This is a genomic window from Empedobacter falsenii, assembly GCF_019308355.1.
Classification (GTDB): domain Bacteria; phylum Bacteroidota; class Bacteroidia; order Flavobacteriales; family Weeksellaceae; genus Empedobacter; species Empedobacter falsenii_B.
In genome coordinates this window covers 1-12,656 of sequence record NZ_JAAGKM010000011.1, presented here as the reverse complement: position 1 = coordinate 12,656, position 12,656 = coordinate 1, and the positions used below count along the sequence as shown (strand labels likewise).

11 protein-coding genes are annotated in these 12,656 nt (G+C 30.9%); 7 read left to right on the top strand and 4 right to left on the bottom strand.

From position 1 onward, the window contains the following. Positions 1-4: 4 nt before the first annotated feature. The 3 genes from G0Q09_RS06440 to G0Q09_RS06430 all read right to left on the bottom strand — a co-directional run bounded on the left by G0Q09_RS06440 (position 5) and on the right by G0Q09_RS06430 (position 3,253). Positions 5-925: a nucleotidyltransferase family protein gene (locus G0Q09_RS06440; RefSeq protein WP_038331209.1), complete on the bottom strand. Its 921-nt coding sequence runs from the start codon at positions 923-925 to the stop codon at positions 5-7. Further along, the gene (locus G0Q09_RS06435) at positions 915-2,285 is read right to left on the bottom strand and encodes a Gfo/Idh/MocA family protein (RefSeq protein WP_115000900.1); all 1,371 of its coding nucleotides are present in this window, start codon (positions 2,283-2,285) and stop codon (positions 915-917) included. Before G0Q09_RS06435 ends, G0Q09_RS06440 begins: the two co-directional genes overlap by 11 nt. Positions 2,286-2,368: 83 nt before the next feature. Beyond that, a complete protein-coding gene (locus tag G0Q09_RS06430; RefSeq protein WP_115000902.1) occupies positions 2,369-3,253 on the bottom strand; it encodes a ChaN family lipoprotein in 885 nt (294 codons plus the stop codon). 74 nt (positions 3,254-3,327) lie between these two features. Between G0Q09_RS06430 and G0Q09_RS06425 the strand changes: the two genes are divergently transcribed. The 6 genes from G0Q09_RS06425 (at position 3,328) to G0Q09_RS06400 (ending at position 10,129) form a co-directional block, all read left to right on the top strand. Further along, positions 3,328-4,224 (top strand): ABC transporter ATP-binding protein, encoded by an 897-nt coding sequence (locus G0Q09_RS06425; protein WP_219034329.1) that lies wholly within the window; start codon positions 3,328-3,330, stop codon positions 4,222-4,224. Position 4,225: 1 nt separating this feature from the next. After that, entirely contained in the window at positions 4,226-5,056 is an 831-nt protein-coding gene (locus G0Q09_RS06420) for a DUF2705 family protein (protein ID WP_115000906.1), read from the top strand. A gap of 98 nt (positions 5,057-5,154) precedes the next feature. Further along, positions 5,155-6,180, top strand: coding sequence for a DHH family phosphoesterase (locus tag G0Q09_RS06415; protein ID WP_219034328.1), 1,026 nt, complete (start codon positions 5,155-5,157; stop codon positions 6,178-6,180). Next, complete coding sequence (locus tag G0Q09_RS06410; protein WP_219034327.1) at positions 6,180-6,707, top strand: FKBP-type peptidyl-prolyl cis-trans isomerase; 528 nt, start codon at positions 6,180-6,182, stop codon at positions 6,705-6,707. Before G0Q09_RS06415 ends, G0Q09_RS06410 begins: the two co-directional genes overlap by 1 nt. Before the next feature lie 25 nt (positions 6,708-6,732). Continuing rightward, complete coding sequence (locus tag G0Q09_RS06405) at positions 6,733-7,812, top strand: peptidylprolyl isomerase (RefSeq protein WP_244957946.1); 1,080 nt, start codon at positions 6,733-6,735, stop codon at positions 7,810-7,812. 97 nt (positions 7,813-7,909) lie between these two features. Beyond that, entirely contained in the window at positions 7,910-10,129 is a 2,220-nt protein-coding gene (locus G0Q09_RS06400; RefSeq protein WP_219034326.1) for a glycoside hydrolase family 2 protein, read from the top strand. Positions 10,130-10,194: 65 nt separating this feature from the next. Here the strand turns inward: G0Q09_RS06400 and G0Q09_RS06395 are convergent, their stop codons facing one another. Next, positions 10,195-11,166: an N-acetylornithine carbamoyltransferase gene (locus tag G0Q09_RS06395; protein WP_219034325.1), complete on the bottom strand. Its 972-nt coding sequence runs from the start codon at positions 11,164-11,166 to the stop codon at positions 10,195-10,197. Between the two features lie 118 nt (positions 11,167-11,284). On the opposite strand from G0Q09_RS06395, the gene G0Q09_RS06390 reads away from it, so the two are divergent. Further along, positions 11,285-12,604 carry a M48 family metalloprotease gene (locus G0Q09_RS06390; RefSeq protein WP_219034324.1) on the top strand — a complete coding sequence of 440 codons (1,320 nt, stop codon included), beginning with the start codon at positions 11,285-11,287 and terminating at the stop codon, positions 12,602-12,604. Positions 12,605-12,656: the final 52 nt, after the last annotated feature.

The window sequence follows — 12,656 nt, the reverse complement described above, 5'->3', positions numbered from 1 at the left end:
TATTTTATGTCCAAAGAGAATTTGGATATTTTTGATCATTGATTAAATTGTGAATAGAATTTACTACAACTTCTCTATCTTCTGGATAAGTCATTCCGAACCAATTGTCATCCGATTTTTCTACAATCACTTCCAATTGATCTTCTTTGATCATATCATTTACAACTTTCGGCAAGAAAAATTCTGCTTTCAATTGAGAAGCATTTTCGTGAAGAAATTCCTCAAATTTATCTTCTAATTTTCTGAAAATAGAAGGATGTAAAACAAAGAAATTCATCGATACAGCCGTATCTCCATCTAATGGTAAAACGTTATCATCTTCTTCGAAAACAATTTCTCCATTTTCGTTAGAATAGATATTTGTACGTTCTACAACATTCTCCAAATGACCGTTAGTTACAGTACATACTCCGCGAGAAACAGAACCATTTTCGCTAATCGTATTGGCCAATTTGTACGCAACCATACCATAAGTATTTGCAGTGATTTTTTCGTTTTGAACCAATTCACTTGCTTTTTCAAATGCTTTACGACCATAAAAATCATCTGCATTAATTACAATAAATGGATTGTTTAAATGATTTTTTGTAATCATTAACGCATGTCCAGTTCCCCAAGGTTTTTCACGTTTTTCTATTGTATCATAAATTCCTCTCGGAACAGATGTATACGTCGTTTGAAGAACAAATTCTACTTTACCTCCATTTTTTTCAATTAAATTTTGAAAATATTTTTTAGTTTCTGCATTAAATTGTTCATTAATAATGAATACAAAATGTTTTATTCCGCAAGAAAAAGCATCGAAAATTGAATATTCCATCAACGTTTCTTTACTTGGTCCAATTGGATCAATTTGTTTTTGTCCTTTGTAGCGGCTTCCCATTCCACCTGCTAAAATGACTAATGATAAGGTTTTAGAATCCATAATCTTCTGTACCAAAAACTGGTTTTCTTGTTTTATATTTTCCTCTTGTAAAGTCTGGCATTTCTTGAGAAGTACCATTTCCTTCGATAGATTTTTCACTTAATGGTGTTACTGCATACCAAGTTGCTAAATCATATACATCGAATGGGAATTCTTTGTTTGCTTTAATACATTCGATAAAATCATTCATTAAGAAGAAATCCATTCCTCCGTGCCCAGCACCTTCTGCCTGAGTTTCGTATTTTTTCCAATATGGATGATCGTAAGTTTTTAAATGATCTTCTGAACTTGCCCATTTGTGAGAATGTTTCATTTCATCTTCGAAATAAATGAAACCTTGACTAAATCCTCCTGAACCGATATCTTGCCAAATACCATCAGTTCCTTGAATACGGAAACCTAAGTTATATGGACGCTGTAAAGATGTATCGTGCGTTAATAAGATTGTTTCTCCGTTTTCACATTTTAACATTGTTTGAACGATATCTCCTTGTTTGAATTTAACTTTTGCATTTGGATGATCTGCACCTCCATTCTTCACGATATAATCAGTTAAACCAGCTTGTTGAGAAGCCATAGAAGTTAAATGTGTAATTCTATTTCCACGGTTAACATCCATCATTGTACCGATTGGTCCTAAACCATGCGTTGGATATAATTCTGCATTACGTTTTACATAATGATTTGTACGCCAAGCAGCTTCAGAGAAACCTTTGTCTCCAAATTCAACTCCACCACCATAAGGTTGTTTACCATCATTAAATAATACATTTCTTAAATCGTGTTGGTAACCACCTTGTCCATGAACAATTTGACCAAACATTCCTTTACGAACCATATTCATTACAGCCATAACATCGCGACGGTAACAAACATTCTCCATCATGAATACAGGAACTTTCGTTTTTTCGTATGTATCTACGTAATCCCAACATTCTTGTAAATTCATCGCTCCACACACTTCTAAACCTACAATTTTACCCGCATTCATTGCTGCAATTGTTTGCTCAGCGTGAAATTCCCATGGCGTAGCTATAATTACAGCATGAATTTTCTTATTCTTATATAATTTTTTATATCCATCTAAACCTTTAAAATACTCTACAGGTTTTTTATTATGTTTTGCAAAAATTTTGTTTGAACGATCAATCATTCGTTGATCTGGTTCAGCGATCCCAACAACTTCTACATCATTTCTTTTTAATAACTCATCTAAATGTACCTGCCCTCTCATTCCACAGCCAACAATTCCTACTTTCACCTTATCAATTTTTGATGAAAAATCAAATAATGAATCTGGTGATACTAATGCTACCGTAGATGCTGCAGCAGTCGATTTAATAAAATTTCTTCTGTCCATAGTTGTATTTAATTGTTTGCTTTATTTTTTAAAAATGCAAAATATGAAAAATAATCAATAAAACTTTCTGCTTATCAGTAAAATTAGTAGGTTTTAGGCGAATCCTTAGGAAATACTATAATAAATTCTGTCGTAGTAACATTTTCGTTTTTTGATTTAATTGCAGATAATTTTTCATTTAAATCTTCACTTTCTAGAATTTCAATTACAGCGATTTTGAGCTCAGGTCGAAAAAATTTCAAATACCAATAAATTCCGCCATAATTTTTAGAATGATAATCACCATTGTAATGAATGAATAGATTATTTTTCTTCAAATTATTCAAAATTGATTCTGCCATTGTTGCATCCTTTGTAGCTTGTGCTGCAACAAACTGTTTTGCCTTCACTCCAGCATGATCTCCCATCATTTTAATCATCTCAGGATAACCAGGCGCATCATAATCTATCGTAATAGGAAGTTTCGCAATAAAGACTTTCTCATTATTTGGAACTGTATCCAAAGCTTCAAGTCCATTCTTAGCGACATACGAAGCATATTTGCGTGATACATTAGTTGCTACAAAATCTAAATTCTTTTCTTTCGCAAAATCAACAAGCGGTTTGTAATCTGTTTTGTAATTATTCCAAAGCTTTGTACTCTTTTGAAACTCATCATCCGTCGTTTTGCTTTTCAAATAATTCGTTAAATCATTTTGTTGATGACGCTCGAACATTTCTGCTCCAAGAATCAGTTGTTTTCCTTTTATCTTATACAATTCTTTTGTCGTTTGCAATTGCAACCAATGATTTACCGCATTATTATGATGTTCACCAAATAAAACAACATCATATTTTGCTAATTCTTTAATCATTTTATCAAAATCAACTTTCTTTTCTTGTTGATTATAAATTTGATAAGTTTTTCCGTTTTGCGCTTTAGCCTGGATTGTTAGTACAATTAATAAGGTATAAAGTATCGTTCTCATGTTATTTAAATTAATTCTAAATTGTAACAAATTAACAAAAAACTCTACATATAAAGAAAACAAATTCAACTACTATGAATAAAGTTCTTGAAATTAATCAACTTACTAAAAAATTTGGCAGTTTTACAGCGGTCAACAATGTCTCTTTTTCGGTAGAAAAAGGAAACGTTTATGGATTACTTGGTCCAAACGGAAGTGGAAAATCGACAACATTAGGAATGATTCTTAATGTAATCAATCCTACAGCGGGTTCGTGGAAATGGTTTGATCAAGAACCAGATAACGATTCATTAAAAAAAATTGGTGCAATTATCGAAAGCCCAAAATTCTATCCTTATTTATCAGCAGAAAAAAATCTTGAAATTGTTGCTGATATTAAAGAAGTTAATTATGGAAAAATTGACGAAAAACTTGAATTAGTTGGATTACTTTCTCGTAAAAAAGATAAATTTCAACAATATTCGTTGGGAATGAAACAACGTTTGGCAATTGCGGCTGCGTTATTAAATGATCCTGAAGTGCTGATTTTAGACGAACCTACTAATGGTTTAGATCCACAAGGAATTATTCAGATTCGTGAATTGATTATTAAAATTGCTCAACAAGGAACTACAATTATTCTAGCAAGTCATTTATTAGACGAAGTCGAAAAAGTATGTTCGCATGTAGTGGTTCTGAATCAAGGAAAAATGCTTTATGCGGGTTCTGTAGATCAAATGAATTCAAGTTTTGGAAGTATAGAAGTTGCTGCGCAAAATATGGAAAGTTTGGAATATACACTAAAAACGTTCTCATTCGTTTCAAAAGTTACCAAAGAAAACAACAAACTTTTTGCTGTTTTATCAGAAGAGAAAGATCCAGCAGAAATTAACAAAATGCTTTATGAACAAGGAATTATCGTGAATCATTTGGTAAAACGTAAAGAATCTTTAGAGCAACAATTTTTCCAATTAATCCAAAAACAGAACTAACATGAAAAGATTATTTAGCATAGAATGGAATAAATTATTCTACAACAAAGGAACACGAATTTTCATCATTTTATATTTTGTGATGATTCTGTTAATGGGAATTACGTTGCCGAATTTCAAACCAAATATGAATGGAATCGAAATTGATTTAATCAAATTAGGTGCATTAGAGTTTCCTGTAATTTGGCATAATATCACGTGGTTAATTGGTTTTGGAAAATTCTTTTTAGCTATTATTGTTATTAATAATATTACAAACGAATACTCTTTCGGAACTTTCAAGCAAAATACAATTGATGGTTTATCTAAAACTGAATTTTTAAACACAAAAGTTTTGATGAACGTTGTGATAACTTTGATTTCTACACTTTTAGTTGGCGTTTTAGTTTTTGCATTAGGTTCTATTTTTAGCGAAAAGTTTGATTTTGTAAACGGAATCGAATTCTTAGGAGGATATTTCGTCGAAATCTTCGCTTATATTGTATTCGCCATGTTTTTATCATTCCTATTAAAGAAAAGTGCTTTTGCGATTTTATCTTTAATTGTTTTGAATATTATAGAATCTGTTGCTAAAGTTGTTGAATTTTTAGTTCGTTTTGGTAAAAATCCTCCAAAAAATCCTAATGAAATTAAAATCTTAACTAATTATTTACCACTTAACTCGAACGGAAAAATAATTGATTATCCTTCTGTAGATATACAAAAAGCAATTATGGAAGGAAAATTATTTGTTGCGGATCATGTACAATGGGAATATTTTGCTGCAAATGTTTTCTACATCATTTTATTTCTTGGTTTATCCTTATTAATTATCAAAAAAAGAGATTTATAAATTATAAATATTTCATAAAAACAAGAAAACCTCCAAATTTGGAGGTTTTCTTGTTCAAAGCAATTTACAATATCACTTGTTTGTTTATCTTTGCAACTATGCAAATGACAAATTTCGAAGAGCTAAAAGCTCTGTTAAAATCAACCCCAAAGAAAATTGCAATTCTACCGCACAAAAATCCTGATGGAGATGCGATAGGTTCTACATTGGCGATGTTTCATTATTTGAATAAATTGGGACATACGTGTAACATTGTTTCACCAAACGATTTTCCGAAGTTCCTAAAATGGATGCCTTCAGCAAAAGATATTGTAATTGCAGATTACCGACCAAAAGTTTCTGAAGCAATTATACATCAAGCTGAGTTGATTTTTATCTTAGATTTCAATACTATAAAACGAATTGATGACTTAGGAAACTGGGTTGAACGTTCGAAAGCTCCAAAAATATTAATCGATCATCACCGCGAACCAGATACATTTGATTTTATGTATTCGGATATCGAAATGCCTGCGACTTGTCAAATGGTTTATAATTTTATCGAAGCGATGAATGATTTAGATAAAATTGATAAAGGCATTGCTGAATGTATTTATACTGGAATAATGACGGATACAGGCGGATTCCGTTTTCGTAATACATCGGCAGATACGCATAGAATTGTAGCAGAGTTAATTGATAAAGGTGTAGAAGTAGATAAAGTTACTTCTTATGTAAACGATTCACAAACACAAGGACGATTAAAGTTATTATCATTAACTCTAAATAATCTAACTTTTTTACCAGAATATCGAACAGCTTTCATGTTTTTAAAACGTGAAGATTTACTAGCAAATGGTTTTCAAAAAGGAGATACAGAAGGTTTTGTAAATTATGGTTTGAGTGTAGAAAATTTTATCTTTTCTGTAATTTTTATTGAAGACACACATCATAATTTCATTAAAATTTCGTTACGTTCGAAAGGTGATTTTGATGTGAATGAATTCTCTCGCAAACATTTCAATGGCGGCGGTCATATGAATGCTTCTGGAGGTCGTTCGGATATGAATATGGAAGAAACAATTGCTTATTTCCAATCCCTTTTACCAGAATATCAAGAAAAATTAGCTAGTATCGTTATCTAATGAAAAAAGTTATTTTATTCACTTTCGCTGTTTTTGCGTTAATGAGTTGTGATCAAAAAGTCATACAATATCCCGTTTCATATTCCAATGACGATTTTATGAAACGTTCGCAAGAACGTGGAAAATTATTGCATCAAGAAGAATTACAATGGTTTGATGATTATATGAAAACATCTGACCTAAAATTTGTTAAAACGAGTTCGGGCTTTTGGATTTCAAATAGTGGTCAACGAACAGCTTCTACAGCAAATAATGGAGACTACATCGAATTTGAATACCAAGTAACTGATCTTGAAAACAACATTTTATATTCGCTTAACGATAATAAAGTTCAGAAAATAATTTTAGGAAAAGCTGATGTTGTGAGAGGTTTACAAGCTGGTTTACAATTAATTCCTGAAGGTGAAACTGCTAAATTATTGTTACCTTCGTTTTTAGCTTATGGAGGTTATGGTGATACGCAAAAAATTGCGCCAGACTCGCCTATTATTATGGATGTAAAAGTTTTAAAAATAAAAAAACACTAATAAACACAAAGAATGTAAAGTTAAAATGAGAAAAATATTATTAATCTTAACTGTCATCACTACCCTTGTTAGTTGTGGCGTTAAAATTCCAAAATCGATGAGTAAAGAAGAATTTAAAAGTTTAGAAGATGGATTGTATGCAAAAATGACAACAAATCATGGTGCAATGACAATCAAATTATACGAAGAAGAAGCACCAATGACGGTTGCTAACTTTGTTGGATTAGCAGAAGGTACAAAAGAAAATAAAGCAAAAGCAAAAGGAGTTCCTTTTTATGATGGAATCATTTTTCACCGTGTGATCAAAGATTTCATGATTCAAGGAGGTGATCCAGACGGAATTGGTACAGGAGGACCTGGTTACGATTTCGAAGATGAGTTTGAACCAACTTTAAAACACGATAAAAAAGGTGTTTTATCTATGGCAAATTCAGGACCTGCTACAAACGGTTCTCAATTCTTCATCACAGAAGTTCCTACACCATGGTTAGACGGGCGTCACACTATTTTCGGACAAGTTGTAGAAGGTTTAGATGTTGTTGATTCTATTGCAAATGTAGAAAAAACACCAAGTGATAAACCAGTTGTTCCTGTTGTAATTGAAAAAGTAGAAATCGCTCGTAAAGGTGATAAATATGCTAAATACAACGGAGCTGAAGCATTTGAAGCTGCAAAAGCAAATCACGCAAAAAAACAAGCTGAAGCTGAAGCGAAAGCAAAAGCTGAAAAAGATGCAGAAATTGCTCGTCAAAAAGAATTAGAAGCAAAAGCTCAATCAACTCCTTCTGGATTAAAATATGTAATTTTAGAAGAAGGAAACGGAGCAAAACCTGTACAAGGAGATCCAATTCAAGTACATTATACTTTACGTTTAAATGATGGTGAAAAATTAGATTCATCTTACGATCGCAATCAACCACTAGACGCAACAGTTGGTGTTACAGGATTAATCCAAGGTTGGATGGAAGCATTAACAATGTTCAACAGAGGTTCTAAAGTTTTCTTAATTATCCCTGCCGAATTAGGTTACGGATCAAGAGGTGCTGGAGGTGTTGTACCACCAAATGCAACTTTATATTTTGATATGGAAGTTTTAGATAAATAATCTATCATCAATATATAATACAAAGCCACTCAATTGAGTGGCTTTCTTTTTGCTTATAAAAATAGATTACTTAATTTTACTTCTTATCAAAACTCACATGAAAAATTTAACTACTCTTATTTTACTAATCCTAAATTTGCAAATAGCGCATGCAAGGGAAATAGTAAATTTTAATTCTAATTGGAGCTTCAAAAAAGGACCATTTACTACCACAGAAATCAACTACAATTCTATTTTTAAAGGAGATTGGCAATTAGTACAAATTCCGCACACTTGGAATGCGACAGATATGCAAACCAACGAAATAACAGCTGGATTCTACAGCACAAATGAACGCTTTTATGTTGGTGATTCATATTACAGAAAAACCATTACGCCAAAAGCAGACTGGAAAGGTAAACGAATCTTTATAAAATTTGAAGGAGTTGGTGCAAACGCAGAAGTTTACATTAATAATACTCCACTAAAATCGACACAAACAAAAAACAAAGTGAGTTACCAAAATGATGCAATTAACGGAAATTACAATTTTGTAGGTCGTCATCAAGGTGGATATTCTGCTTTTGTATTGGAATTGACTGGAATGCTAAAATTTGATCAAGAAAATGAAATTTTAGTCAAAGCCAACAACGAGTCAAATCCGGCAGTAATTCCTGTTAATCATGTTTTATTTCCTGTTTATGGCGGAATTTATCGTCCTGTTTCGTTGATTGTTACTGATCCTATCAATATTGCTGTAAATGATTTTGCTTCGGCTGGAATTTTTATTTCTCAGAAAAATGTTAGTAAAAAATCGGCTGATATTCATGTTAAAGTCAAAGTTGATAATAAATCAGCTCAAACAAATAACATCGAAATTTTCACTTCGATCATCGATCATAACAATAAAACTGTAAAATCTATCAGCACTCCTTACACTCTATATCCACAAGGAAGACAAGAAATTATTCAAGATATTAAGGTTAATAATCCACGTTTATGGAATGGTTTAAAAGATCCATATTTATATAAAGTAGTGACACAAATCAAACAAAATAATCAAGTTTTAGATGAAGTAACACAACCTTTGGGTATTCGTAAATTTGAACTAAAAGCGAACGAAGGTTTCTTCTTAAACGACAAAAAATATCCACTTTATGGCGTGACAAGACATCAAGATCGATGGGGAAAAGGTTCGGCTTTATCAAATGAAGATCACGATGAAGATTTAGCAATTATAAAAGAAATTGGTGCAACTTCTATTCGATTAGCTCATTACCAACAATCTGATTATTTTTACTCTAAATGTGATAGTTTAGGATTAATTATTTGGGCAGAAATTCCTTTTGTTAATCAAGTAACAACTTTAGAAGAAAATAATGCATTACAACAATTAAAAGAATTAATTCGTCAGAATTACAATCATCCATCAATTTATACTTGGGGATTACACAACGAAGTTTATACACCAAATAATTACACAACCGAATTAACAACAAAACTAAATGATTTAGCTAAAACAGAAGATCCATACCGTTACACAGTTCAAGTAAATGGATACAACACAGTAGATCATCCTGTGAATAACAACGCAGATATACAAGGAATTAATCATTATTTTGGATGGTACAATGGCGAAGTAGAAAATTTATCTGACAAAGAAGATGTTGAAACTTGGGCAAATGATATTTCAAAAAAATTTAAAGATTATAAAATTATTTTCTCTGAATATGGCGCAGAAGCAAAACCTGAAGATCAAGTTGAAGTTGCTGGGAACTATGGAAATCAATGGAGTGATCCTGCATTTTTTCCAGAAGAATTTGCAACTAAATTTCATATTGTTCATTGGGCAACAATAGAAAAACATCCAATATTTTTGGGATCTTATGTTTGGAATACTTTCGATTTTGCAACGCCTATTACACGATTGAATGTTAATCCAAGAAATTTCAAAGGTTTGGTTTCATTTGATCGAAAAATTAAAAAAGATCCTTTTTATTGGTATAAAGCAAATTGGAGCAAAGAACCTGTTGTTTATTTAACGCAACGTAGAATGGTAAATAGAGGAAATGAATTTACAACTGTTACAATCTTCTCTAATCAAGGAACGCCAACGTTAACTGTCAATGGTAAAAAGATTGAAAATGTAAAAAATGGCTATAATAAGATTCATTTCGTTGCTGAAAATGTTCAATTGCAAAAAGGTGAAAACATAATCATTGCAGAAACTAATCTTAATGGAAAAACCATTTCAGATAAGATTATTTGGAACTATGATTCAAAATATAAAACTTCTCAAAAAGAAGCCACTACGAAAGATATTCATGTTGGACTTTAGTGAGAAATAATATCATTAAAAAAGGCTTAAAAATTAATTTTTAAGCCTTTTTTAATTGTAGTTTACTACTTATTTTTCAAAATCTCGTGGAAAACAGTTTGAGCTGAGAAAATTCGGTTCGTTGCTTCATCAATTACGATAGAACGATCAGAATCTAAAACTTCATCAGATACTACTACATTGCGACGAACAGGTAAACAATGCATAAATTTTCCGTTATTTGTCAAATTCATTTTTTCCATTGTCACTTCCCAATCCTTATCACCTTCATTCGGTTCACCATAATTTTCATAAGAAGACCAGTTTTTTGCATAAACAAAATCAGCATCTTTCAACGCTTTATCTTGATCATAAGCAATCGTTGCTCCATCAGTAAATTTTGGATCTAACTCCAAACCTTTTGGTTGTACAACTGTAAAATCTACCCAATCTACTTTAGAAAACCATTGCGCAAAAGAATTCGGAACAGCTTGTGGCAAACGACGTGGATGCGGCGCCCAAGTCATCACAACTTTCACTTTCTTTTCAGGTTTTGTCCCAGGCGTATAACCCGTTTTTTCTGCAATTGTAATTAAATCAGCAAAAGATTGTAATGGATGTAATGTTGCACTTTCCAAAGACACAACAGGAACAGAAGATAATTCTTTTACTTTATTGAACATGATTTCGTTATAATCTTCATCACGATCTACTAATTTCGGAAAAGTACGAACGCCTAAAACATCACAATACGCACTCATTACCTGAATTGCTTCTTTGATATGTTCTTGCGAATCTCCGTTCATCACAGCACCATCAGCCATTTCCAATGTCCAAGAATCTGCTCCAGCATTCAAAACCCAAGCATTTGCTCCAAGATTATAAGCCGCTTTAATAGAACTTAGACGTGTACGTAAACTTGGATTAAAAAAAATTAAACCAACTGTTTTATTTTTACCAACTTCTTGTTGAGCAAAAGGATTTGCTTTAATTTCTAAGGCTGTTTTTAGTAATTCGTCGATGTTTTCTACATCATAAACCGAAGTAAATTGTTTCATAATTGAGAAGAATCTTTTGTTTTATTTGTTCTGCAAAATTAGTTGAAACAATCGAGGTTTAAAGAATTATTTGTATATTTTTGTGAGAATTATATACTAATCTTTTTCAAAAAATAGAATGAAATACTTTATACTTTTCTTCTCTTACTTATTATTAATACAATCTGTTTATCCACAAACAAAGGAATTAGATTCTAAGTATATTAAAAATATAAAATCAACTCTTAGTAATTTCAATTCAAAAGAAGAAAGAAAAGAATATGAAAATTATTTTGAATTTTTAGAACATCGAATTTCTCTTAATTATACTAAAAATAATTACGTATTAGATAATGATTATCAGAAATTTACTCAAAATATTTTTAATCAAATCATTTCTAAAAACGCTGAATTACAAATAAATAAAAATAAATTTTATATCATAAAATCTAATATTCCAAATGCTTCTTCACTTGGTTTTAATGTATATTTTATAGAATCTGGTTTGTTTAATTTGTTAGATAATCAATTTCAATTTGCAGCAGTAATCTGTCATGAGATTGCTCACAATCAATTAAATCACACAAGATTAGCAATAGAACAAGATGCTGAATTTGAGAAAGATTTTAAACGTGAAATTAAGTCAATCAAGCGACAAGATTTTTTAAAATTGATTAAATCTCAAAATGAAGTTATTCAAAAAAAATATGATTTAGCAGAACAATCACGCAAGAAAGAGATTTCTGCTGATAGTTTGGGATACATTTTATATAAAAATCTTAATTATCCTAAAAGCGAATATTTTCATCTTTTAAAGAAAATTGAAGAATTTGATCAAAGCGATAAATTTATACTTGATGATTCTATCTATGCTTATTTATTTGATTTGCCTGAACAAAAATTCAATCCTAAATCGATTAAAATAGAAAAAAACTCATTGTTCGAAGGATTAAATTTTACTGAATATATTGATAAAGATTCTATTCGTACACATCCAAATTTGAAAGATCGATTAGATTGGATTCAGAATAATTTTCAAGAAGATTTTACGAAACAAAATGTAACTCCTTCGGCAGAATTTGAAAATATTAAAGCAAAAGTAATCCAAAATTATTACGAAAATTATATTCACAATAAAGAATATACAACTGCACTTTTGGAGTTGATGTATGAGAAGCAAAATCATTCGAATAGAACATATTTAGACAAATATATTGGAATGATTTTCAGTAAACTATATGAAAGTCGAAAATCGTTGAAGTTTAATAAACATGTTGCTCAAGTTGATGCAAATGATAAAAATATTAATAAGCAAAAGTTACTCAGTTTCTTATGGAGTTTGACTAATGACGAATTAAAAAATATTGGTGAACATTATACAAAAAGAATCCGTCTCACAACAAAATTTGAGGCGGATTTTTTTGTTATAAAAGTTTTTCAATATTTTAAGAAAAAGTGAAAAGTTGTTCTCTTCAGGCAACTTTCTTTCTTAAATTGTGTGCTAAAGCGTG

Excerpts from the sequence above, each read along its gene's own strand:
- G0Q09_RS06440 (WP_038331209.1), bottom strand. The coding sequence starts at position 925 with ATGGATTCTAAAACCTTATCATTAGTCATTTTAGCAGGTGGAATGGGA.
- G0Q09_RS06435 (WP_115000900.1), bottom strand. The coding sequence starts at position 2,285 with ATGGACAGAAGAAATTTTATTAAATCGACTGCTGCAGCATCTACGGTA.
- G0Q09_RS06430 (WP_115000902.1), bottom strand. The coding sequence starts at position 3,253 with ATGAGAACGATACTTTATACCTTATTAATTGTACTAACAATCCAGGCT.
- G0Q09_RS06425 (WP_219034329.1), top strand. The coding sequence starts at position 3,328 with ATGAATAAAGTTCTTGAAATTAATCAACTTACTAAAAAATTTGGCAGT.
- G0Q09_RS06420 (WP_115000906.1), top strand. The coding sequence starts at position 4,226 with ATGAAAAGATTATTTAGCATAGAATGGAATAAATTATTCTACAACAAA.
- G0Q09_RS06415 (WP_219034328.1), top strand. The coding sequence starts at position 5,155 with ATGCAAATGACAAATTTCGAAGAGCTAAAAGCTCTGTTAAAATCAACC.
- G0Q09_RS06410 (WP_219034327.1), top strand. The coding sequence starts at position 6,180 with ATGAAAAAAGTTATTTTATTCACTTTCGCTGTTTTTGCGTTAATGAGT.
- G0Q09_RS06405 (WP_244957946.1), top strand. The coding sequence starts at position 6,733 with ATGAGAAAAATATTATTAATCTTAACTGTCATCACTACCCTTGTTAGT.
- G0Q09_RS06400 (WP_219034326.1), top strand. The coding sequence starts at position 7,910 with ATGAAAAATTTAACTACTCTTATTTTACTAATCCTAAATTTGCAAATA.
- G0Q09_RS06395 (WP_219034325.1), bottom strand. The coding sequence starts at position 11,166 with ATGAAACAATTTACTTCGGTTTATGATGTAGAAAACATCGACGAATTA.
- G0Q09_RS06390 (WP_219034324.1), top strand. The coding sequence starts at position 11,285 with ATGAAATACTTTATACTTTTCTTCTCTTACTTATTATTAATACAATCT.